The 20,227-nt window shown below is 68.8% G+C and carries 23 protein-coding genes; 10 read left to right on the top strand and 13 right to left on the bottom strand.

Annotated features, from left to right (window positions below):
- Positions 1-28 precede the first annotated feature (28 nt).
- Positions 29-1,342: a histidine--tRNA ligase gene (gene hisS / locus L107_RS05145; protein WP_370515379.1), complete on the top strand. Its 1,314-nt coding sequence runs from the start codon at positions 29-31 to the stop codon at positions 1,340-1,342.
- 70 nt (positions 1,343-1,412) lie between these two features.
- Positions 1,413-2,357, top strand: coding sequence for a hypothetical protein (locus L107_RS05140; protein WP_159816737.1), 945 nt, complete (start codon positions 1,413-1,415; stop codon positions 2,355-2,357).
- 17 nt (positions 2,358-2,374) lie between these two features.
- Here L107_RS05140 and L107_RS05135 read toward each other — a convergent pair whose 3' ends face one another.
- The 7 genes from L107_RS05135 to L107_RS05105 form a co-directional block, all read right to left on the bottom strand.
- Entirely contained in the window at positions 2,375-3,295 is a 921-nt protein-coding gene (locus L107_RS05135; RefSeq protein ID WP_159816736.1) for a DUF6473 family protein, read from the bottom strand.
- A gap of 166 nt (positions 3,296-3,461) precedes the next feature.
- On the bottom strand, positions 3,462-3,662 hold the full coding sequence (locus L107_RS05130) for a photosystem II reaction center protein J (protein ID WP_015109703.1): 201 nt from the start codon (positions 3,660-3,662) through the stop codon (positions 3,462-3,464).
- An 18-nt stretch (positions 3,663-3,680) separates the two neighbouring features.
- Positions 3,681-3,800 carry a photosystem II reaction center protein L gene (locus tag L107_RS05125; RefSeq protein WP_015109702.1) on the bottom strand — a complete coding sequence of 40 codons (120 nt, stop codon included), beginning with the start codon at positions 3,798-3,800 and terminating at the stop codon, positions 3,681-3,683.
- Positions 3,801-3,807: 7 nt separating this feature from the next.
- Positions 3,808-3,945: a cytochrome b559 subunit beta gene (psbF, locus tag L107_RS05120; protein WP_015109701.1), complete on the bottom strand. Its 138-nt coding sequence runs from the start codon at positions 3,943-3,945 to the stop codon at positions 3,808-3,810.
- A complete protein-coding gene (gene psbE, locus L107_RS05115; RefSeq protein ID WP_015109700.1) occupies positions 3,942-4,196 on the bottom strand; it encodes a cytochrome b559 subunit alpha in 255 nt (84 codons plus the stop codon). Before psbE ends, psbF begins: the two co-directional genes overlap by 4 nt.
- A gap of 99 nt (positions 4,197-4,295) precedes the next feature.
- Positions 4,296-5,336 carry a photosynthesis system II assembly factor Ycf48 gene (locus L107_RS05110; protein ID WP_159816735.1) on the bottom strand — a complete coding sequence of 347 codons (1,041 nt, stop codon included), beginning with the start codon at positions 5,334-5,336 and terminating at the stop codon, positions 4,296-4,298.
- Positions 5,336-5,746: a rubredoxin gene (locus L107_RS05105; RefSeq protein WP_159816734.1), complete on the bottom strand. Its 411-nt coding sequence runs from the start codon at positions 5,744-5,746 to the stop codon at positions 5,336-5,338. Before L107_RS05105 ends, L107_RS05110 begins: the two co-directional genes overlap by 1 nt.
- A 143-nt stretch (positions 5,747-5,889) precedes the next feature.
- Between L107_RS05105 and ndhC the strand changes: the two genes are divergently transcribed.
- Genes ndhC through L107_RS05090 form a run of 3 tightly spaced genes read left to right on the top strand, consistent with a single transcriptional unit; the run spans position 5,890 to position 7,622 of the window.
- Entirely contained in the window at positions 5,890-6,252 is a 363-nt protein-coding gene (gene ndhC / locus L107_RS05100; RefSeq protein ID WP_015109697.1) for a photosynthetic/respiratory NAD(P)H-quinone oxidoreductase subunit C, read from the top strand.
- 13 nt (positions 6,253-6,265) lie between these two features.
- Positions 6,266-7,021 (top strand): NADH-quinone oxidoreductase subunit NuoB, encoded by a 756-nt coding sequence (gene nuoB / locus L107_RS05095; protein WP_159816733.1) that lies wholly within the window; start codon positions 6,266-6,268, stop codon positions 7,019-7,021.
- The gene (locus L107_RS05090) at positions 7,014-7,622 is read left to right on the top strand and encodes an NAD(P)H-quinone oxidoreductase subunit J (protein ID WP_159816732.1); all 609 of its coding nucleotides are present in this window, start codon (positions 7,014-7,016) and stop codon (positions 7,620-7,622) included. Before nuoB ends, L107_RS05090 begins: the two co-directional genes overlap by 8 nt.
- Positions 7,623-7,628: 6 nt before the next feature.
- Here L107_RS05090 and L107_RS05085 read toward each other — a convergent pair whose 3' ends face one another.
- The 3 genes from L107_RS05085 to yvcK all read right to left on the bottom strand — a co-directional run bounded on the left by L107_RS05085 (position 7,629) and on the right by yvcK (position 11,831).
- Entirely contained in the window at positions 7,629-8,729 is a 1,101-nt protein-coding gene (locus L107_RS05085; protein WP_159816731.1) for a glycoside hydrolase family 99-like domain-containing protein, read from the bottom strand.
- Positions 8,730-8,819: 90 nt separating this feature from the next.
- Positions 8,820-10,322 (bottom strand): polysaccharide pyruvyl transferase family protein, encoded by a 1,503-nt coding sequence (locus L107_RS05080; RefSeq protein ID WP_159816730.1) that lies wholly within the window; start codon positions 10,320-10,322, stop codon positions 8,820-8,822.
- A 192-nt stretch (positions 10,323-10,514) separates the two neighbouring features.
- The gene (gene yvcK, locus L107_RS05075) at positions 10,515-11,831 is read right to left on the bottom strand and encodes a gluconeogenesis factor YvcK family protein (protein ID WP_159816802.1); all 1,317 of its coding nucleotides are present in this window, start codon (positions 11,829-11,831) and stop codon (positions 10,515-10,517) included.
- A gap of 272 nt (positions 11,832-12,103) precedes the next feature.
- On the opposite strand from yvcK, the gene L107_RS05070 reads away from it, so the two are divergent.
- The gene (locus L107_RS05070) at positions 12,104-12,862 is read left to right on the top strand and encodes an ABC transporter ATP-binding protein (RefSeq protein ID WP_201295813.1); all 759 of its coding nucleotides are present in this window, start codon (positions 12,104-12,106) and stop codon (positions 12,860-12,862) included.
- 4 nt (positions 12,863-12,866) lie between these two features.
- Complete coding sequence (locus L107_RS05065) at positions 12,867-13,889, top strand: MlaD family protein (protein ID WP_159816728.1); 1,023 nt, start codon at positions 12,867-12,869, stop codon at positions 13,887-13,889.
- On the opposite strand, the gene bchD is transcribed toward L107_RS05065, so the two are convergent.
- The 3 genes from bchD to L107_RS05050 form a co-directional block, all read right to left on the bottom strand.
- Positions 13,876-15,987, bottom strand: a complete 2,112-nt coding sequence (bchD, locus tag L107_RS05060) for a magnesium chelatase ATPase subunit D (protein WP_159816727.1) — start codon at positions 15,985-15,987, stop codon at positions 13,876-13,878. The genes L107_RS05065 and bchD overlap by 14 nt on opposite strands.
- A 65-nt stretch (positions 15,988-16,052) precedes the next feature.
- The gene (locus tag L107_RS05055) at positions 16,053-16,877 is read right to left on the bottom strand and encodes a cytochrome c biogenesis CcdA family protein (RefSeq protein WP_159816726.1); all 825 of its coding nucleotides are present in this window, start codon (positions 16,875-16,877) and stop codon (positions 16,053-16,055) included.
- Positions 16,874-17,458, bottom strand: a complete 585-nt coding sequence (locus tag L107_RS05050) for a thioredoxin family protein (RefSeq protein ID WP_201295806.1) — start codon at positions 17,456-17,458, stop codon at positions 16,874-16,876. The genes L107_RS05055 and L107_RS05050 overlap by 4 nt, the downstream gene beginning before the upstream one ends.
- Before the next feature lie 45 nt (positions 17,459-17,503).
- Here L107_RS05050 and folK point away from each other — a divergent pair, with 45 nt between their 5' ends.
- From folK to L107_RS05035, 3 genes are read left to right on the top strand one after another with little or no spacing between them, the layout of a single operon-like run.
- Complete coding sequence (folK, locus tag L107_RS05045; protein ID WP_159816725.1) at positions 17,504-18,109, top strand: 2-amino-4-hydroxy-6-hydroxymethyldihydropteridine diphosphokinase; 606 nt, start codon at positions 17,504-17,506, stop codon at positions 18,107-18,109.
- A gap of 54 nt (positions 18,110-18,163) precedes the next feature.
- The gene (locus L107_RS05040) at positions 18,164-18,724 is read left to right on the top strand and encodes an NUDIX hydrolase (protein ID WP_106221033.1); all 561 of its coding nucleotides are present in this window, start codon (positions 18,164-18,166) and stop codon (positions 18,722-18,724) included.
- Positions 18,724-20,226 carry an FAD-binding domain-containing protein gene (locus L107_RS05035; protein ID WP_159816724.1) on the top strand — a complete coding sequence of 501 codons (1,503 nt, stop codon included), beginning with the start codon at positions 18,724-18,726 and terminating at the stop codon, positions 20,224-20,226. Before L107_RS05040 ends, L107_RS05035 begins: the two co-directional genes overlap by 1 nt.
- The last annotated feature ends 1 nt before the right edge of the window (position 20,227 follow it).

The following is a 20,227-nucleotide window of genomic DNA, read 5'->3' as shown; positions in this document are numbered from 1 at the left end:
GCCCTTCGGGCACAATGGGGCGCTGCCGATGCGCACCGTCTTGAAACCGCTCCAGAGCCTGCGGGGCATGGTCGACCTGCTGCCCGGTCAGACCCCCTTCTGGCAGCGGATCGAGGCCACCGCCAGGGAGCACTTCCGCAGGGCCGCCGTCGAGGAGATCCGCACGCCCCTGCTCGAGGTGACCGAGCTGTTCGCCCGGGGCATCGGTGAGGCCACCGACGTGGTGGGCAAGGAGATGTACAGCTTCGAGGACCGCGGCGCCCGCAGCTGCACCCTGCGGCCCGAGGGCACCGCCTCGGTGGTGCGGGCCGCCATCCAGCATGGCCTGGTGGCCCAGGGACCCCAGCGGCTCTGGTACGGCGGGCCGATGTTCCGCTACGAGCGGCCCCAGGCCGGCCGGCAGCGCCAGTTCCACCAGATCGGCCTGGAGTTCCTCGGCCACGCCGATCCCCGCAGCGACGTCGAGGCCATCGCCATCGCCTGGGATCTGCTGATGGACCTGGGGGTGGGCGGCCTGTCCCTGGAGCTCAATTCCCTCGGCAGTCCCGAGGACCGGCAGCGCTACCGGGCCGAACTGGTGGCCTGGCTGGAGGCCCATCGGGAGCGTCTGGATCCCGATTCCCAGAACCGGATCACCACCAACCCCCTGCGGGTGCTCGATTCCAAGAACCCCGACACCCAGACCCTGCTGGCCGGAGCCCCCACCCTGGCCGATGCCCTCAGCGGCGAGAGCCATGAACGCTTTCTGCGGGTGCGCCAGGGCCTGGAGGCCCTCGCCATCCCGTTCGAGCTCAACCCGCGCCTGGTGCGGGGCCTCGATTACTACGGCCACACCGCCTTCGAGATCACCAGCAGCCAGCTGGGGGCCCAGGCGACCGTGTGTGGCGGTGGGCGCTACGACGGCCTGGTGGAGCAGCTGGGCGGCCCCCCCACGCCCGCCATCGGCTGGGCCCTGGGCATGGAGCGGCTGGTGCTGCTGCTCAGCCAGGCCATGGAGGCGGGCACCCAGGCTCCGGTGTCGGCCGCCCAGCCTGACCTCTACGTGGTGAACCGGGGGGGCCTGGGCGAGGCCTGCGCCCTGGAGCTCGCCCGTCGCTGTCGTCAGCGCCCCGGGGCGCCCCTGGCGGTGCAGCTGGATCTCAGCGGCGCCGGCTTCGACAAGCAGCTCAAGCGGGCCCGCAGGAGCGGCGCCCGCTGGGCCCTGCTGCTGGGCGACGAGGAGGCCGGGGCCGGCCAGGTGCGGCTGCTGCCCCTGGATGCCGAGGCTGGATCAGGGGATCGGGTGCTGAGCCGGGAGGCGTTCCTGGCGCTGCCGCCGGATGAGCTGACGCGCCTGGGCTGAACGGCGGGCCATCGGGTGTCGTGACAGGCTGGGCACGCTGTAGGGCTGGCTCAGCGAGCCATGGCGATCGATGCGCACGGGAGCGGCCAATTTCGTGATCTTCTTTGATGAGAAGGAGGGCACCACGGCCTTGATGTCGCTGCTTGACAAGCTCCCGGGGATCACGATCCTGAGGAAGGACCGAGGCCATGGACTCACGAGCGTGGAACCCTTTGACCTCCACTCCTGTGGACGGATGTCCGAGGCTGATCTGAGATTTTGCCTGCATGGCCTTCTGGGCTCGCAACCTGTCGATCCAGAGGCCATCCAGGCACGGTATGGCCGAACGGCCATGGGCCGTTTATTGGGGGTCCGTCAAGGGGCCGTGACAGGCTTGAAGATGCGATTCCGGGTGTTGACATTGCCGTGGTATCCCGATCGCCTTCCAACACTGCATCGTGTCCTGAGTCGTACCCTGCCGCGAGTCAGCAGACAGCTAGAAGATCTTTCGCAAAGAATCAATCTCAGGAACTACAGGAGGTTGATGATCAAGATTCTGAAAAGGAATCAAGTCGTCGTCTTCCTTGCTGTGCGGCAGGATGTTTTTCGATGGGCCCTCTCGAAGTATCACGGTGATGGAACGGGCCAGCCTGGTCACCTGCAGTTCAGGCTGGCCAGAGGTGAACTTCAGAGAAGCGAGATTGGGAAGATTCATGTTGACCCCGTCCGTTTCGAGACCATCGTTGCCAGCTGCGAAGCCTTTCTGGCTCGAAAGCGGGAACTCATGCAGGTGCTCGTCAGGGCAGGACTGGAGGTCTATCCCATCTGTTATGAAGACTTTTTGAGCAGTCCGTATGAGACTCTGGCGCGTATCTGTCGATTGATTCGATTTGAGGTTCCCGAAGATGATCTGCGCAGGGTCGTTGCTGAGGGGGCCGACGTCCAGAAGGTTCATTCTGAGGACATCTCCGAGTTCGTGGAAAACGATCGCCAGATGATCGAACGTTTCGGCAACCGCTTTGTCCCATGGCAATGAGGGGTTCACGACCCAGTTCAGCTCGAGGCCAGCATTGCCCGACAGGACGGGAGCAGGGCTTCTGACGCTTTTTGATGCATTTCTGGTGAAGGGTAGTAGCGGTTGTAGTCGACGATGATGCCCTGGCTGTTCAGCAAGGGCTGGGGCATGCCCGCAGCGGTGCTGCACTCCACGAAGGCATCGGCGAAGGGGCGAATCATCTTCAGCATGGGTTCCGTGACGAGATGGGGGAACTTGCCGAGGAGCGATGGCTTGGGGCTGCGGTCCCATATCCCTAGCTTGTAGAGGACTTTCGCATAGAGCCGTCCTTGGGGCGTGCGAGAAAATCTCAACTCTTCCAGCCGTTGTCGACTTGGAAACCGATAGCTTTCCGGAGCGCGCTCCGAAAACCAGAAGAGAATCTTGGGCACGGAAATCTTGTTGAGGAGTTGAACCATTTTTTCGACATACGCCCTGGAATTCTCTTCGATGAGCTGCTCGATGAACTCGGGATCATCCCCCCGTTTATCTTTACCCAGGAAAAGGTCACTCCAGACCTGCTCAGATCTCATGGGCTGGCCATCGGGAAGCCGATGGCCTTTGGAAGCGCCCAGACCACAGAAAAACACCGAATTGTTGAGGCTTCTCCCCGACATGACCTGGACAACGACCAAGCGGGCCTGGTTGGCCAGGCCCAGCAGCGCCTGTGAATCCTGGGAGGAGAGGTAGTAATCCGGGCCTGCTCCCCCTCTGCCGAGATTCATGGTGCCCACGCCCAGTGTTCTGCCGATGATGGTGGGGAAAGGGTCCTCGCAATACGTGCCGAACGTCTGAGCTGCACCCAGGTAGGCGATGCCGTCGGAGCGGCTGGACTGGGGACCTCGCAGGGTGAGCCCGTCCAGCTGATACAGCTGATAATCAATGAACTCTTTGTCCCGGGCCTGATAGAACTTGCCCATGCCATCCCTCGTCGCCGTGGGTCCTGGCGGAAGCTTAGGGATTGGGACGTATACCGCCGGCTGAACCGTTGTCTGCCGTCCGTTGCGCGCCGTGGTGCATGGCGAAAAAAAAGCGGATCCCGGAGGATCCGCTGCAGAGCATCGGAGAACGATGGGGGCCGTTCAATCAGGCCGAACCGACACCCACGTAGGAGCCGTAGAAGAACAGGCCGACCACGAAGATCACGGCCATGCCACCGGCGGTGGCGACCATCCAGAGCGGCAGGACCCCTTCGGTCCACCGGCTCTTCCAAGCCACGGCCGGGCGACCGTCAGGAAGGCGGTCGGGGATCCGGCCGTCAGGAAGTGAGGATTTCTTGCCGCTCATGGATGGGGTGCCTCCCGATCAGTTGAAGAAGTAGCTGGAGAAGAGGATGCCGATGACGAACACGAACAGCAGCCCGAGATAGAGGCTCGTGCGGTTCAGCTCGACCGGCAGGTTGTTGGGGTTGGGATTGCGCTGCATGGATGTCTCAGCGACGGACGAACTGCATGGCCGCCAGGGCACCCAGGAAGAAGACCGTGGGGATGCCGAGGGCGTGGACGGACAGCCAGCGCACCGTGAAGATCGGGTAATTGCGCGGCGTGGTGGGGGCGGTGGACTGGGTCATGGTTCCTGGAGGCGCAGATCAAGGCTGCTCTTGCCCTCGTAACGCTGGCTCACGACGGGAGCCTTGGTTTCCTGGGCCTGGAAGTAGGCATCCGGACGGGGCGTGCCGAAGGCGTCGTAGGCCAGGCCGGTGGACACGAACAGGAAGCCCGCCAGGAAGATGGCCGGCAGGGTCACCGCGTGGATGACCCAGTAGCGGATGCTTGTGATGATCTCGAAGAACGGGCGTTCCCCTGTGGAGCCGGCAGCCATAGCAACAAGCGTTCAGCCCGGCAATCCTAGGGGTCGGCCAGCGGCTGGCGGGAGCGGGTCGGGGGGTTGGTTACAGAGGGATGCAGTTGCCCCCCGCCCTCAGCCCACCCAGCGCAGCAGCACACCCCGCTCCCCCAGGACGAAGCCCTTGCCATCGGCGGCGAAGACGATCCGGGAGAAGTTGGTGGGCTGCTCGCTGCCCACCGGATCCCGCTGCCAGCTGGCGCCGGCATCGTTGCTCACGAGCAGGGTGCCGTTGCCACCGCCGGTCCAGACGGCGCCGCGGGGATCCCAGGCCATGTCGAGGTAGCCGTAGCCGTTGGTGATCGGGATCACGGGCTTGCTCCAGTCGCCGCTTTCGGTGCTTTCGGCGGTGCTCGGGTCGCCGTCGAAGCGCAGCTGGGCGCCCCGGGCCACCATCCAGAGGTGGCCGTCGGGCTGGAAGCCCATGGACTGCAGCCGCTGGCTGCTGACCCGCTGGTGCACCTGCCAGGCGGGCAGGCCGGGTTCCCAGGTGGCGAAGAAGTTGCCCAGGCTGCTGACGCTGACGTAGTCGCCGTCGGCGCTGCGGCGCAGGTCGCGGATGGCGCCGGCGGCATCGCCCACCAGGGCCTGCCAGCTGGAGCCGGCATCGGTGGTGCGGTACACCGCGCCGACGTTGGTGGCCAGCTCGGCGGTCTTCGGCCCCAGGGCCGTCACCAGGTAGGGCTCGCCAGGCAGCTTGGTGTCGAGCAGCAGCCGGCTCCAGCTGCTGCCGGCGTCGTCGCTGTGCAGCAGCAGGCCGGGCTGGCCCACGATCCAGCCCTCAGGCCCGTTGAAGTCGATGCTGATCAGCCGGAAATTCTCCTCCTCCGGCAGGTCCAGGGCCCGCTCCTGCCAGCTGGCACCGCCGTCGTCGGTTTCCATGATCAGCCGGTTGCTGCCCACCAGGAAGCCGTGGTCGGCGCTGCTGAAGGCCACGTCGAGGGGGTTGGAGCGGGTGTCCAGGGGAACGGCCTGCCAGGGGCTGGCGGCGGCGGTGGGCAGTCCGGCGGTGACGCAGCCCGTGAGGCCGAGGGCGAGCACGAGGGAAATGGCCAGGCTGAGCAGGGGCCGCAGCGGGCGAAGGATGGCCGGCAGGGCGGGGAGGGGCGCAGGCATCAACGCAGGGAATAGAGGGAGAGGAAGAAAGCGAAGGCCAGGGCGAACCCCCCGAAGATCAGGACGTTCTTCTGGCCGGGGGTGAGGCGGTTCACCCCCAGGCCGAAGTTGAGGTTCTCCTCGAAGCCACTGGGCTTGTTGCGGGGGCCGATGTCCTTGAAGGCTCCCACCCGGCTGCGGCAGACCGGACAGCGGAATGCGACCGGGTCGAGCTCGAGGAAGGAGGTGCCGGCCGCGATCCCCAGCTTCTTCACCCCCTCGGCCGGGTCGTAGACGAAGCCGCAGCTGCGGCACTCGAAGCGGTGGCTGGAGGGGTCCTCGGCGACGGGTTCGGCCGCCTCGCCGAGGGTGCCGGCGGCCCCGCTGGGGAGCTCTTCGGTGGATGTCTCCGTCGGCGGTTCCGTGCTCATCCCGTGCCTGGCCATACCAGGGGACTCTATCGAGGGCGACCACGGGCCCAGCGGCCCCTCCGGCCGGCCGGAGGGGCCGGTCGTCGCGGCGACCGCCGCCCCCGGAGGCAGGTGGCAGAATGCGCGCCAGGTTGGGTCTGCCGATGTTCGTGCTCTCCGGCTACGACGCCTTTCTGGGCTTCCTGCTGATTTCGGCGGCGGTTCCGGTGCTGGCGCTGGTGGCCAACAAGCTGCTGGCGCCCAAGAGCCGCCAGGGGGAGCGTCAGCTCACCTACGAGTCGGGCATGGAACCGATCGGCGGGGCCTGGATCCAGTTCAACATCCGCTATTACATGTTCGCCCTGGTCTTCGTCATCTTCGATGTCGAGACCGTCTTCCTCTATCCCTGGGCGGTGGCCTTCCACCGTCTCGGGCTGCTGGCCTTCATCGAGGCTCTGATCTTCATCTCCATCCTGGTGCTGGCCCTGGCGTACGCCTGGCGCAAGGGCGCCCTTGAGTGGAGCTGAGCACCTCCCCACCATGACCCTCACACCTCCTGCCGGCTCCCTCTCCGTCGATGCCCTGCGCGATCTGCGTGAGGCCAGCTGCGGCCCCGTGGGCGCCCCCGGCGTCACCGCCGACCTGTCCGAGAACATCATTCTCACCAGCCTCGACGACCTCCACAACTGGGCCCGGCTCAGCAGCCTCTGGCCGCTGCTCTACGGCACGGCCTGCTGCTTCATCGAGTTCGCGGCCCTGATCGGCTCCCGCTTCGACTTCGACCGCTTCGGTCTGGTGCCCCGTTCCAGCCCCCGTCAGGCCGACCTGCTGATCGTGGCCGGCACCGTGACGATGAAGATGGGCCCGGCACTGGTGCGGCTCTACGAGCAGATGCCGGAGCCCAAGTACGTGATCGCCATGGGGGCTTGCACCATCACCGGCGGCATGTTCTCCGCCGACTCCACCACGGCGGTGCGCGGGGTCGACAAGCTGATTCCCGTCGATCTCTACCTGCCCGGCTGCCCGCCCCGCCCCGAAGCGATCTTCGATGCGGTGATCAAGCTGCGCAAGAAGGTCGGCAACGAAGCCCTGGCTGAGCGCGGCAACCTGCGACCCACCCCCCGCTACTGCACGACCCCCCACCAGATGAAGCGGATCGAGCCGATCGTCACCGGGGCCTACCTGCGGGCCGAAACCCAGCAGGCCGCCTTAGCCGCCGCCGCCGGTCTGCCGATGGCCGCCGCCGCTGACACCGCCACCGTCCCTGCCACCACCGCCACCACCACCGATGCCTGAGGAGTCCCCCGTCACCCCCGGCGCCTCGGACGCCAAGGAAACCACCACGGATGCCGGTGCCCTCCAGGCCGCCGCCCCTGGCCCTGTGGCCACCTGGCTGAGCGGCCAGGGGTTCGATGCCGTCGCCCTTGGCCCGGACCACTCGGGTGTGGAAATGCTCGGGGTGGAGCCCGCCGCCCTGCCCCTGGTGGCCACGGCCCTGAAGGCGGCCGGCTACGACTACCTCCAGTGCCAGGGGGGCTACGACGAGGGACCGGGGGGCCGGCTGGTGAGCTTCTATCACCTGGTCAAGCTGGCGACGATGGTCGATCAGTTTTCGGCCATGGCCGATGGCCACGGCCCCCTGCCGGCCGAGGCACGTCCCGAGGAAGTGCGACTCAAGGTGTTCCTCCCCCGGGATGGTGCCCTGTCGATCCCCAGCCTCTATGGCCTGTTCCGCGGGGCCGACTGGCAGGAGCGCGAGACCTTCGACATGTTCGGCATCGCCTACGAGGGCCATCCCCATCCCAAGCGGCTGCTGATGCCGGAGGACTGGAAGGGCTATCCGCTGCGCAAGGATTACGTGCAGCCTGATTTCTATGAGATGCAGGATGCCTATTGATGGCCCCTAGGGGAGCCCAGAGCCGCTGATGGCGGCGAGCGTTTCCTGCAGATAGCGGCTACCCCAGCGTTGATCGGGTTCGAGGTGGTTGCCTTCGGCCCATTCGTTCCAGGCGTTGATGAACACGATCGGTTCAGGCAGACCGCAGGCTGGGAGTCGTGCCACGGTCTGCCTGAGCCAGTGGCCGTAGCGCTCAGGCGTTGCATCCTGGAGGATGATGCCTCCCCAGCGTCGCCGGGCGGTGTTGTCCCAGGACGGGGTGACACAGGGGAAGCGGGGATAGGGGGGGACAGGCCTGGAAAGGGCGGCCTGGCAGACCTTGTCGTAGTCGACCACCCGGTGAATGCCTTTACCCGGTGACTCCTTCTTGATCAACCCCTTGACCCTTTCCCGCAGGCTGGGGGTCTGGTGGGGGAGCGAGCCGAGCATCGGCCAGCAGGGCTGAAACTCCACCGCGGCATCAAAGCCGAAGTCCTGAGGGTTCCTGATCTCACCCTCCTTCGATTCAACGGAAACGAGATAGAGATCTCCCAGGCCATGGTCATGGGCGATCGAACGCCAGATCTCTGCCGTTCGGTCCGGATGGGGCAAGGCGCTGGTGCGATAGACGAGGAACAGGGGTTTGCCCTCGATCCTGATGTAGCGAGGATCCCTGAAGGCCGTCAACAGGGACAACAGGTGGTCGCGGTCGTCCTGTTCGCTGTAGATCTGCTCCAGAAGAATCTCATCATCAGATCCGTCCCAGCGCCGGGTCCAGTTTTCATTGGCCCAGCAGAGACAGAAAGGAAAGTCCGGTTCACCGGAAGCCAGCACGTCTTCGAACGGCCGCTGCAGCACGCGCCGACCATTGAACCAATAGTGGTAGTAACAGAAACCATGCAGGCCGAAGGACTGTGCCAGCTCTGCCTGGGCCCGGCGGACTTCCGGCAGCCTCAGGTCGTAGAAGCCCAGATCCGCGGGCAGGTGCGGCTGGTAGTGCCGGGGGTACAGCGGCCGGGCCCTGGTGACATTCCGCCATTCCGTGAATCCCTTACCCCACCAAGCATCATTCTCCGGTATCGGGTGATATTGGGGAAGGTAGAAGGCAATGGCTTTGGCTGAATTCACGGGGAATGAAGGCCTGGCGTTTCGGACATCTATGCAGCGGAGCGAGCTGGATGCAGCGGAGCGAGCTGGATGCACACATTCAGGCTCACCCTAGGGCCGGATACGGTGCACCACCCTCTCACTGTTGCTGGGTTGAGGTGAATCACCATTCGCTGTCCTTCCTTCAGAGCCCCCTTGCCGGCGCTGCCTGCTCTGACCTGAGGGGGCGGCCCCCCACGGTTGGCTGCGCCGGATGGTCGTCAAGAGCAGACGCAGCAGTCGCCTCAGCAACAGCGTTTTGGAGCTGAGGACGGCGTCCTGGGCCCGGATGGTTTCGGCCTGTGCCTTGATGGACCTCTCGCGGTCATCGAGGCAATGGACCATGGAGGCGACCCAGGTGTCCGTGGCTGGTGCGGTGGGTTGCGGTGTGGCGTCCTTCAGTCGAGTCCGCTCGCTGCCGGGCGCGGCGGCCTGGATGATTCCGGTGATGGTCTCGATATGGCTGTCGATGATGCTCAGATCCTCCATCTGGGCATGGTCATCCACCATCCTGACGGGATGGATCGAAGCGATCAGAGAGTTGACGGCGAACGCCAGCCCATCGGGCTCAACGCCGAATGGATAGTCGCCGTCGTTGCTTTCTGACCAGCAGTTGACCTTGTGCACATTCATGGTCAGCCGAGGCACACCATAGGATCTGGCGACGATGCGGTAATGCAGGCTGGTTGATACGACAGCCGCAGCGCTGGCAATCTGCTGACAGATGGCGAAGATGTCAACTGTCGGCAGGACTTCCATGGGAACGGAAGACCTATCGGCCAGCTGCTTGAATCGATAGAGATCTTCCAGGGAATCGTGATAGTTGGCCGTGCCGGCAAGACCGATCTTCAGACCGCCTGCAAAGCCGCCGGCAATCTGCGAGAGTGATTGGATGAGGGCAGTGGCGTGTCTTCGCAGATAGCTGCCATTGAAATGCAGCAGCAGATAGGGTGGCTTCCCAGGGTTGACAACGGGCATCAATCGGCTGATGGACAAAACAATGTCCGGGGTGAATGTGCTGTGGCCAACTCCCAGGCTCCTGGCGTTGTCTAGGGAGTGGGCATCTCGGAAGCCGATCATTCTGGCGGCAGCCAATGAAGCTTTCAGCTGTTCGTTGTGGGCACTGTCGTCTGCCAGCTGGGTGAGGCCGATGCCATAAAACAGTCTGTTCTCCCATCGCTTCAACTCCTTGTCGAAACGTTCTTCGGTTGGTGTCAGATAGGGGAAGGGGCGGTCCGTGCCCAGCTGCTGATGGACATTGGAGCAGACGACGTCCTTGAGATGGAAGGGCAGAGGGGCAGGGGAGTCGCAGGCCAGCGCCTCCCTGAAGGAGCAGGACGCCGTTTCACCTCCGACATGCAGGATGGGGATGCTTGTATCCAGCCCGCTGGCCAGCAATCGGAAGATGGAGTGGACCCTGGTGCCTCCCCACTCCGTCAGATCATTCTCAAGAATGCTGGCATGAATCGTGCGGATTCCTTTCTGTTGGAGCAGCTTCTCAAAGGCAAAGCCCATGAGGAGATCTCCAAAATTGTGCCTTTCAAAGGCGCCGAACAGAATGGCGTCGGGATTCATTCGTTAGCGGCATCGGCCGGGTTGGGAGCGCATCGGAAGCTGCGGAGCCCATCCATGGAGGCTGCTCGGATGGTCCCCTGGCTCCTCATCGCTCAGGAGCTCCAGATGCACCGGCCTGGATGATCGCTGGTCGATGGGTGCGAGGGCTTCGGCGCATTCTTTCCGCCCTGACAGCGACGGGAGTCTATGCCTTCAATCCCGCTTGTGCTTCCGGTAGAAGCGGATCACCTCCTTGGCCACGCTGCGGGGTTCATGGCGCAGGGTGGCGCTGGGGCGGGCCCCCTGCAGCGGCGCCAGGATCACCTCATAGCCCTGCTCCCTGAGGACCGAGGCCTCGCAGGTCACGGGTTCGGCGCCCCGCAGCCGGTAGATGTCGAGCAGGCTGGAGTCGTCCAGGTCCTCCTGGGCCAGCACGGCCGTGAACAGGCGCTGCTCCACCCCCAGGCTGGCCAGCTGGGCTTCGATCGCCCGCAGATGGCCGCCCACGTCCAGGCCGTCGGTCTCCCCGGGCTGGGTCATGAGATTGCAGATGTACAACCGCGGCGCCTTGCTGGCGCTGATGGCGCTCACCAGCTCCGGCACCAGCAGGTTGGGCAGCAGGGAGGTGTAGAGGCTTCCCGGTCCCAGCACGATCAGCTCGGCGTTGGCGATCGCCTCCAGGGCCCGCGGCAGGGCCGGCGGCCGTTCCGGGGTGCAGCCCAGCCGGACGATCGGGCAGGGGGCGTGGCCGATCTCGGATTCCCCCTCGATCCGCTCGCCGTTCTCCAGCTCCGCCCAGAGGCGCACGTCGGCGTTGGTGGCGGGGACCACCTGACCCTGCACCGCCAGCACCCGGCTGCTGGCGATGATCGCCGACTCCAGACTGCCGGTGATCGCCGTCAGGGCGCTCAGGAACAGGTTGCCGAAGCTGTGGCCCTCCAGGCCGCTGCCCGCCTTGAAGCGGTACTGGAACAGGCGGGTCAGGAGGGGCTCCTCCCGCGCCAGTGCCGCCAGGCAGTTGCGGATGTCGCCGGGGGGCTGCACCCCCAGCTCCCGCCGCAGCACGCCGCTGCTGCCGCCGTCGTCGGCCACCGTGACGATGGCGGTGAGGTTGCTGCTGTAGCGCTTCAGGCCGCTCAGCAGGGTGGCCAGCCCCGTGCCGCCACCGATCGCCACGATGTTGGGTCCCCGGTTCAGGCGCCGCTGGGCCAGCAGGGCATCCACCAGCAGGGTGTCCTTCTCCGGGGCCAGGGCCTGCTGGATGGCGCCGAAGCTGCGGCTCTGGCCCAGCCAGATCATGGCGGCGCCGATCAGCAGCACCAGCGGGCCGGTGATGCCCCGGGGCATCACCTGGGTGAGGCGGTTGAGGCCCCACCGGATCGTCTCCAGGGTCCAGTAGATCGGCTGCAGGTCCGCCCACACCGCCGCCCCCAGCAGGGCGATCACCAGGCCCAGGCCCGAGGTGATCATCCAGCGCTTCACCACCAGGCCCGGCTGCAGCCAGCGGGCCGCCCGCCGCGAGCGGCTCATCAGGTCCTGCTGACGCAGGTCGCCGCGGCCCACCCAGCGGGGGCGCCCCGGGCGGGAGCCGCCCCGGCGCCGGCGGGCGTTCGCAGCGGGGCCTCGGACCGTCAAGGGCAGGGCGTGGCGACGCGGCACAGACCAACCGAACTGTACGGATGAAAAGCCCGTCCTGAACCGGCAGGATGGGAGCCGGGCCCCAGGGGCCCCCTCGCCGTGGTTCCTTGGCCTCCAGTCAACTCGCGCTGAAAGTTCCCCCGGCCATCCCACCGGTGGCCCAGATGGAGAACCTCAGCATGCGCTGGGGACCCAACCTGGTCCTCGACCGCGTCGACCTCAGCCTCACCCCGGGCGAGCGCCTCGTGGTGGTGGGACCCTCGGGCTCCGGCAAATCCACCCTGCTGCGCCTGCTGGCGGGGCTGCAGCTGCCCACCTCAGGCCTGCTGCGGATCCACGGCGAACCCCAGACCTACCTGCGCCTGGACCAGCGCCACCCCCCGGACGTGCGCCTGGTCTTCCAGAACCCCGCCCTGCTGGCCTCGCTGTCCGTGCGCGAGAACGTCGGCTTCCTGCTCTACCGCTTCAGCCGCCTGGGGGAGCGCGAGATCGCCGAACGGGTGGACCAGGCCCTGCAGGCCGTGGGGCTGGCGGGCATCGCCGACCGCATGCCGGGGGAGCTCAGCGGCGGCATGCAGAAGCGGGTGAGCTTCGCCCGTGCCCTGATCGACGACCCCACCCTGGCCTCGGCCCGCACCCCCCTGCTCCTCTTCGATGAGCCCACCGCCGGCCTCGATCCGGTGGCCTGCACCCGCATCGAGGACCTGATCGTGCGCACCTCCCGCATCGTCCACGCCTCCACCCTGGTGGTCAGCCACGTGATGAGCACGATCGACCGCTGCGCCGAGCGTGTCGCCCTCCTCTACGACGGCCGCTTCCGCTGGGTCGGCACGGTGGAGGACTTCCGGGTCAGCACCAATCCCTATGTGGTGCAGTTTCGGAGCGGTAGTCTGCACGGACCGATGCAGCCGGCCGAGAACTGAGCCCATGCGCCGGAGTGTCCGTGAAGCCCTGGTTGGATTTTCCCTGCTGGCCGCCATCGCCAGTGGCCTGGGTCTGTGGTTCTGGCTGCGGGGGATCTCCCTGAGAGGCAACACCTGGACCATCCGCGCCAGCTTCGCCGATGCCGCCGGTCTGGCCGACCGTTCGCCGGTGACGTTCCGCGGCGTGCTGGTGGGCAGCGTGCGCCGGGTCACCGTCACCGACGCGGCCGTGGTGGCCGACCTGGAGATCACCGACCCGCGCCTGCGGCTGGCCCGCCCCCTGGTGGCCCGGGTCGGCAATGCCTCCCTGCTCGGGGGCGACGCCCAGGTGTCCCTGCTGGTGGGCGGCCCCCCCCTTCCGGCCAGCCTGCCGGGGCCGCGGGAGCGGGGCTGCAACAACACCCGCATGGTCTGCGATGGCGGCCAGGTGAAGGGAATCGCGGCGGCCAGCCTCGACACGGTCACCGAAACGGTCCAGGGTCTGCTCGACCAGGCGGAGAAGGAACAGCTGGTTCAGCAGATGGTGGCGGCCACCGCCGCCTTCTCCAAGACCGCCAAGGAGACCGAGAAGCTCACCAAGAGCGGCCAGGTGTTCCTGACCGACGCCCAGGTGCTGGTCAGCCAGCTGAACCGTTCGGTGGGCAAGGTGGATCCGATCCTGAGCAACCTCAACCTCGCCAGTGCCGATGCCGCCCGGGCCAGCAAGCACGTGGGCAACCTGGCGGCGGCCCTGGACAACCCGAAGACCGTGGCCGATCTCCAGGCCACGCTCACCAACGCCAAGCAGCTCACCGACCGCTGGTCGGCCGTCGGCGGTGATGTGAGCAAGCTCACGGGGGATCCCAAGTTCCTCGACGGCATCCGCAGCGTCTCGATCGGCCTGGGCCGGTTCTTCGAAGAGCTCTACCCCGCCGAAGTGGATGCGGCGCGCGACCGCAAGGCCCGCCAGGATGCCCGCCAGCAGGAGGCGAAGGCCGCCCGCCAGGCCGCCCAGGACCGGCTCGCTCCCACGGTCAGAAACCGTTGATCGCCTCCAGGGCGATGGCGGCGATGGCCTGGTCGCTCGCCTTGGGCAGCTGCACATAGCGGCCGCCGGCCGCCTCGGCCAGCACCTTGCCCATGCCGCTGCCGATGAACTTGCGCTCGGTGTCGATCACCAGCAGCCGCAGACCCAGGCTCTGGTAGCGGCTGGCCACCTGCCGCAGCTCCTCCTTGAGATCCACCGGTTCCTCCCCCTCCAGCACCGGCTGGCCCAGGGAGCGGCTCAGGGGCACGTTGCCGCGGCCATCGGTGATGGCCACCACCACCACCTGGCCCAGGTCGCCGGTGGCCAGGGCGTTCGCCCCCACCCGGGCCGCCTGGGCAAGGCCGTGGGCCAGGGGTGAGCCGCCGCCGCAGGGCATCGATTCCAGCCGCCGGCGGGCGGCGGTGATCGAGCGGGTGGGCGGCAGCAGCACCTCGGCCTGCTCGCCGCGGAAGGTGATCAGGGCCACCTCATCCCGGTTCTCGTAGGCCTCGGTGAGCAGGCGGATCACGGCCCCCTTGGCGCTCTGCATCCGGTTCAGGGCCATCGAGCCGCTGGCATCCACCAGGAAGATCACCAGGGCGCCGGCCTTGCGCTGCAGCTGCTTGGCCCGCAAGTCACCCTCCTCCACGATCACCTTGCGGTGCGGCTCCCGGGCGCGGCGGGCCTTCTGGTAAGGCGCGGCGGCCCGCAGGGTGGCGTCGATGGCGATGCGGCGCACGGGGCCCCGGGGCAGCATCGGCTTCACGTAGCGGCCGCGGCTGTCGCTGAACACCCCCGCCCGGCTGCCGCTGCCGCCGCTCCTGGCCTTCGCCGAAGCGAACACCAGCAGGTCGGGGTCGATGGCGGTGGCCTCGGGATCCAGGAGGAATTCCTCGGGGATCTGGGGCGGGGCCTGATCCTCCGGGCTGTCGTCCTCGTCGTCGTCGTCCTGGTCCTCGGGCTCGTCGTTCTCCGGCTCCTGCTCGGGCGGTTCCGGGTCCTCGGGGGGCTGCTCCCCCTGGGGCGGTGGCGGTGGCGGCGGCTCCATGGGCTGGTCGGGATCCGGGGGCGGCAGCTGCAGGGCCCGCGGGGCGATCACCAGGCGCACCGCCACCTGCAGATCGTCCGCCTCCACCCGGTCGCGGCCGGAGAGGGCCGCATGGGCCCGGGCCACCCGCACCGCGTAGAGCTCGGCCCGGTGGCCCTCGACGCCGCCGCGGATCGCCTCGGTGACCAGGTAGCGGATCTGCTCCCGGTCGATGGTCACGTCCGGCAGCCACTGGCGGGCCAGCAGCAGCTGGGTGGCCAGGGCCTCGGTCTCCTCCTGCCAGCGGGCGCCGAAGGCGCTGCTGGAGGCGCCGTGGTCGAGGGCCGAGCGGGTGATCGCCACCCGCTGGTCGGTGTCGAGCAGCTGGTTGGCCGACAGGGCGATGGCGAAGCGATCCAGCAGGTGGTCGCGCACCGCCCCCTCCTCCGGGTTGTAGGTGGCGATCAGCAGGCAGCGGCAGGGGTGCGACAGGCTCAGCCCCTCCCGTTCGATGCGGTTCTCGCCGGAGCCCACCGCCGCCAGCAGCAGGTTGGTGATGCCGTCATCCAGCAGGTTGAGCTCGTCGACGTAGAGCACGCCCCGGTGGGCCTCCGCCAGCAGTCCGGGCTGGAACACCGGCGCCCCGGCGGTCAGGGAGGCGGCCACGTCCACCGAGCCGATCAGCCGGTCTTCGGTGACGCCGAGGGGCACCTGGATGAACGGGGCCGGCATCACCCGGGTGGGCAGCAGGGCCTCCGGATCGGCACCGCTGGGATCGCCGCCCAGCTCGGTGATGCGTTGCCGGGTGGGGCCGTCCCACTCGTCGGGCCGGGAGGGATCCGCCTGCCGCAGCCCCGGACCATCGGCCAGGTCGATCACGTCGATCGGCGGCAGCAGGGCATGGAGCCCCCGGGCCAGCACCGACTTGCCGGTGCCGCGCCCGCCGGCGATCACCACGCCGCCCAGGCCGGGGTCCACCGCCGCCAGCAGCAGGGCCAGCTTCAGGGTGCCGTGGCCGGTGATGGCGGCCAGCGGAAAGCTGCCGGTAGGCGCGGCACCGGCGGGGGCGGCAGGGGACCCGCTGACGACCATGGGGCAGTGGCTGGGTGGGTTGGCCAGTCTCGCCGACCGGGTGGCGGCGGAGGCGTGGCCGTCGTCTATCCGTTCCGCCCGCTCCAGATCAGCCCCAGAAGCACATGGAACCCCCCCGCCGCCAGCAGCACCAGCGCACTGATCCGGGTGAGGGTGGCGCCATGGCGCAGCAGCTTCCGGGAGGTGCCCATCAGACCGGCCCAGAGGCTGGTGGCCGCGATCAGCGCCGTGTACCCCAGGGCATAGCTCACCATCGTGGCCACCGACAGCAGACCGGAGCCGGTGCCGGCGGCGGCGGCCAGCACCGAGAACAGCACCGGACTGGCACAGGGGGAACTCACCAGGGCGAAGCCCATCCCCACCAGGAACGGCCCTCCCGATGGGGGCAGAGCCGGCAGGCGGGGCAGGCGCAGCGGCAGCCATCCCCCCAGATGGAGTCCCATCAGCAGGATCACCAGACCCACCCCGAGGTGGACCGGGCCGCGGTGGTCCACCACCACGGCCGAGGCGAACGAGGCGACCAGGCCGAACAGGCTCAGCACCAGGACGGTCCCGGCCACGAAGCCGGCCACCCTGACCAGGGCCTGGCGTCGGCTGAGCGGCCCGAGGGTGCCGATGTAGCCGAGGTTCAACGGCAGCATCGCCAGCACGCAGGGCGACACGCTCGCCAGCAGCCCGCCGAGGAACGCGGCGATCGGAACCAGCAGCGGTGGGGGCGAAGGCCAGGCCTCGAACCGTTCGGCGTAGGCCTGCGACGCGGCCAGGATCGCCTGATCCAGCTGGGCCCCGATCCGCGGCAGGCCCTCCAGCCCCAGTGCCGCCGCCAGGGACGCCGCGGCCAGGACCATCAGCAACGCCGGTCCGGTGCGGTTCAGGGGCGACCGGATCATCGCCGGATCATCGACCGGGCCTTGCCGATGGCGGCGACGTAGGCGCCCGCATCCGTGCTGGCCCGGAAGGTCTGCACGCTGGTGCCGTTGCGGGGGTCGATGACCGCCACCAGGGAGGTCTGGCTGCGGTTGGCTTCCAGGAACGCACCGAGCCCGAGCGACCTGGCCCGTTCGCGGGAGGCCTTCAACGTGGCGGCATCGGACACGTCGAAGGTCACGAACGTGGCTTGGCCGGCCTGACTCTCCGCGAGGGAGCGCAGCGTCGGCGCGATCGTGCGGCAGGCGGGACACCAGCTGGCATAGATGTCCACCACCACCGGGCGGCCCTGCAGCGACGGGGCGAGGGCCCCGGCCGGCTTCTGGGCCAGCCACGCCCCAGCGCCGTCCACCGGAAGCGGTGCGCGGAGGGACGCCGGTCCAGCCAGGCTGCCGGGCAGCGGGTTCGCGAGGGAGAGCAGCAGCACGGACAGGGGGAAGGACATCGGGGCGGCGTCGATGGACGCCTCCAGTACCGCCAGCCCCTTGCGGTGGATTGCCGCAGCGCCGTCCCGCCGCCGGCCGTTGGCCAGGATGGCTCCCACCGGCCCGGAAGGGTGTTGCTGGCGGAGGCCCGAGGGCGACGGTCGATGTTCCACTCCCCTGCCGATCCCCTCTCCGTCAGCCTGGCCATCGCCCTCGGGGCCAACCTCGGCGACCCCGTCGCCACCCTCACGGCCGTGCGGCCGCAGCTGGAGGCGGAGCTGGGCGCCTGGGCCGCGGCGCCCCTGCAGCTGAGCTGGTCGCCCCGGTTCCGCACCCAGCCGGTGGGGGGGCCGCCGGGACAGCCGCCATACCTCAACGCCGTCCTGCTGGCGCGGCTCAAGACGCCGCCGCTGCTGGCGGCGGCCTGGCCTGATCCCGCCCGGCTGCTGGCGCGGCTTCTGCAGCTGGAGGCGACGTTCGGCCGGGAGCGCCGTGAGCGCTGGGGACCCCGCCGTCTCGATCTCGACCTGCTCTGGTGCGGGCCCTTCACCTGCCGCAGCCCGGAGCTGGAGCTGCCCCATCCGCGCCTGGGGGAGCGGGCCTTCGTGCTCGCGCCCCTGGCGGCGATCGACCCGGACCTGCCCCTTCCGGTGGCGTCCACCGGCACCCCCGTCACGGCCTCCGCAGGGCTGGCGGCCCTGCCGCGGGCCGCCATGGAGCCGCCACCCCTGGTGCTGCCGGGGGAGCCGGGCTGGCCGGAAGGGCCCTGATGCCGCGCCCGGCGGCCCCCGCCCGTCACACTGGGGGCCCCGATGGCCTGTCCCATGGCTCCCCTGCCGCCCCCCGAGCCCTGCACCCATCTGGAGACCACCGCCGCCCTGCAGGCCCGCAAGGTGCGGTTCGAGCTCAACCGGGTCGTGCTGCCGATCGGCATCGAGGGCACCTACGGCGTGATCCGCCATCCGGGGGCATCCCTGGCGGTGCCCGTGCTCGAGGACGGCCGGGTGGTGATCCTGCGCCAGTACCGGTTCGCCGTGGCCGGCCGGCTGCTGGAGTTCCCGGCCGGAACCCTGGAGGAGGGGGAGGAGCCCCTGGGTTCGATGCGGCGGGAGCTGGAGGAGGAGACCGGCTACAGCGCCAGCCGCTGGGACCCCCTGGGCGCCATGCACCCCTGCCCCGGCTACTCGGACGAGGTGATCCACCTGTTCCTGGCCCGCGATCTCACCCTGCTGCAGGACCGCCCCCCCGGTGACGACGACGAGGACATGGAGGTGCTGCTGCTGGAGCCGGCCCAGCTGGATGCGCTCCTGGCCAGCGGCGACGAGGCCCTGGACGGCAAGACCGTGACCGCCTGGTACCGCGCCCGCCAGCTGCTGGGATCCTGATGGCCCCGGAGCGCTGGCTGTTCTGGCATCGCCGCGACCTGCGCCTGGCCGACAACCTGGGCCTGGCGGCGGCCGCCGCCGCCACCCCGGCGGTCACCGGCCTCTACGTGCTTGATCCGGCGATCCTTTCAGGCCCGCTGATGGCTCCGGCCCGGGCCTGGTTTCTGTGCGAGAGCCTGCGGGAGCTGGCGGCCCGCTGGCGGGCGGCGGGCAGCCGGCTGCTGATGCTGCAGGGGGATCCCGCGGCCCTGGTGGCCCAGGCGGCCCGGGCGACCGGGGCCGCGGTGGTGGCCTGGAACCGGGAGGTGGAGCCCTACGGCCGCGAGCGCGACCGGCAGGTGGCGGCGGCGCTGCGGGCCCAGGGCACCCGGGTGCTGGTGGACTGGGACCAGTTGCTGGTGGCCCCGGAGGCGATCCGCACCGGCGCCGGGGAGCCCTACCGGGTCTACGGCCCCTTCCTGCGCAACTGGCGCGGCCAGGTGGAGGCCCGGGCGGCCCTCGGCGCCGGATCCGCCGGCGGCCTGGAGCCGGTGGCGGCGCCGGGCGGTCTGCTGGATCTCGATCCCAGCGCCCTGCCGGAGGAGCGGGCGCCCCTGTGGCAGGCCCTGCCCAGGCTGGATGTCGTGCCCAGCGCCGAGGAGCTCGGTTTCCCCTTCAGCGGCGCCGATCTCTGCCCCTGCCGCCCCGGCGAGGCGGCCGCCCTGGCCCAGCTGCAGGCCTTCGCCGACGGCGGCGTCAACGGCGGTCCCCTGGCCGCCTACGAGCCGGGCCGCAACCTGCCGGGTGAGGCCGGCACCTCCGCGCTGTCCGCCGCCCTCAGCGTCGGCACCCTCAGCCCCCGCCAGGCCTGGGCCGCCGCCCGGGGCGCCCGGGCCCTCGCCCGCAGCGCCGAGGCCCTCACCTCCATCGGCGTCTGGGAGCAGGAGCTGGCCTGGCGCGAGTTTTACCAGCAGGCCCTGTTCCATTTCCCGGAACTGGCCGACGGGCCCTACCGGCCCCAGTGGAAGGTCTTCCCATGGGAGAACGATCCCGAGCGGCTGCGGGCCTGGGAGGCGGGGTGCACCGGCTTCCCGATCGTGGATGCGGCGATGCGACAGCTGAACTCCAGCGGCTGGATGCACAACCGCTGCCGCATGATCGTGGCTTCCTTCCTGGTGAAGGATCTGATCTGCGACTGGCGCCTGGGCGAGCAGGTGTTCATGAAGCGGCTGGTGGACGGCGACCTGGCGGCCAACAACGGCGGCTGGCAGTGGAGCGCCAGCAGCGGCATGGATCCCCGGCCCCTGCGCATCTTCAATCCCGCCACCCAGGCGGCGAAGTTCGACCCCGAGGCCACCTACATCCGCCGCTGGCTGCCGGAGCTGGCCCATGTGGCCACCGCCGACCTGATCAGCGGCGCCATCGGAGCCATGGAGCGCCGGAGCTACCCCGAGCCCATCGTCAGCCACAAGGTTCAGCAGGCCCGCTTCAAGGCGCTCCACGCCGCCCTGCCCCGGGGCTAGA

Source organism: Cyanobium sp. Copco_Reservoir_LC18, from assembly GCF_009834675.1.
Classification (GTDB): Bacteria; Cyanobacteriota; Cyanobacteriia; order PCC-6307; family Cyanobiaceae; genus Cyanobium; species Cyanobium minutissimum.
This window is presented reverse-complemented; position numbering and strand designations above follow the sequence as displayed.

Bases quoted from the DNA above. Each gene is read 5' to 3' on its own strand.
- nuoB (WP_159816733.1), top strand. From the start codon at position 6,266: ATGACCCTCACACCTCCTGCCGGCTCCCTCTCCGTCGATGCCCTGCGC.
- L107_RS05135 (WP_159816736.1), bottom strand. From the start codon at position 3,295: ATGGGCAAGTTCTATCAGGCCCGGGACAAAGAGTTCATTGATTATCAG.
- psbE (WP_015109700.1), bottom strand. From the start codon at position 4,196: ATGGCTGCCGGCTCCACAGGGGAACGCCCGTTCTTCGAGATCATCACA.
- L107_RS05080 (WP_159816730.1), bottom strand. From the start codon at position 10,322: ATGAATCCCGACGCCATTCTGTTCGGCGCCTTTGAAAGGCACAATTTT.
- L107_RS05065 (WP_159816728.1), top strand. From the start codon at position 12,867: ATGCGCCGGAGTGTCCGTGAAGCCCTGGTTGGATTTTCCCTGCTGGCC.
- L107_RS05110 (WP_159816735.1), bottom strand. From the start codon at position 5,336: ATGCCTGCGCCCCTCCCCGCCCTGCCGGCCATCCTTCGCCCGCTGCGG.
- ndhC (WP_015109697.1), top strand. From the start codon at position 5,890: ATGTTCGTGCTCTCCGGCTACGACGCCTTTCTGGGCTTCCTGCTGATT.
- L107_RS05040 (WP_106221033.1), top strand. From the start codon at position 18,164: ATGGCTCCCCTGCCGCCCCCCGAGCCCTGCACCCATCTGGAGACCACC.
- L107_RS05055 (WP_159816726.1), bottom strand. From the start codon at position 16,877: ATGATCCGGTCGCCCCTGAACCGCACCGGACCGGCGTTGCTGATGGTC.
- folK (WP_159816725.1), top strand. From the start codon at position 17,504: ATGTTCCACTCCCCTGCCGATCCCCTCTCCGTCAGCCTGGCCATCGCC.
- yvcK (WP_159816802.1), bottom strand. From the start codon at position 11,831: ATGAGCCGCTCGCGGCGGGCGGCCCGCTGGCTGCAGCCGGGCCTGGTG.
- L107_RS05130 (WP_015109703.1), bottom strand. From the start codon at position 3,662: ATGAGCGGCAAGAAATCCTCACTTCCTGACGGCCGGATCCCCGACCGC.
- hisS (WP_370515379.1), top strand. From the start codon at position 29: ATGCGCACCGTCTTGAAACCGCTCCAGAGCCTGCGGGGCATGGTCGAC.
- L107_RS05105 (WP_159816734.1), bottom strand. From the start codon at position 5,746: ATGAGCACGGAACCGCCGACGGAGACATCCACCGAAGAGCTCCCCAGC.
- L107_RS05140 (WP_159816737.1), top strand. From the start codon at position 1,413: ATGCGCACGGGAGCGGCCAATTTCGTGATCTTCTTTGATGAGAAGGAG.
- L107_RS05090 (WP_159816732.1), top strand. From the start codon at position 7,014: ATGCCTGAGGAGTCCCCCGTCACCCCCGGCGCCTCGGACGCCAAGGAA.
- bchD (WP_159816727.1), bottom strand. From the start codon at position 15,987: ATGGTCGTCAGCGGGTCCCCTGCCGCCCCCGCCGGTGCCGCGCCTACC.
- psbF (WP_015109701.1), bottom strand. From the start codon at position 3,945: ATGACCCAGTCCACCGCCCCCACCACGCCGCGCAATTACCCGATCTTC.
- L107_RS05035 (WP_159816724.1), top strand. From the start codon at position 18,724: ATGGCCCCGGAGCGCTGGCTGTTCTGGCATCGCCGCGACCTGCGCCTG.
- L107_RS05125 (WP_015109702.1), bottom strand. From the start codon at position 3,800: ATGCAGCGCAATCCCAACCCCAACAACCTGCCGGTCGAGCTGAACCGC.
- L107_RS05070 (WP_201295813.1), top strand. From the start codon at position 12,104: ATGGAGAACCTCAGCATGCGCTGGGGACCCAACCTGGTCCTCGACCGC.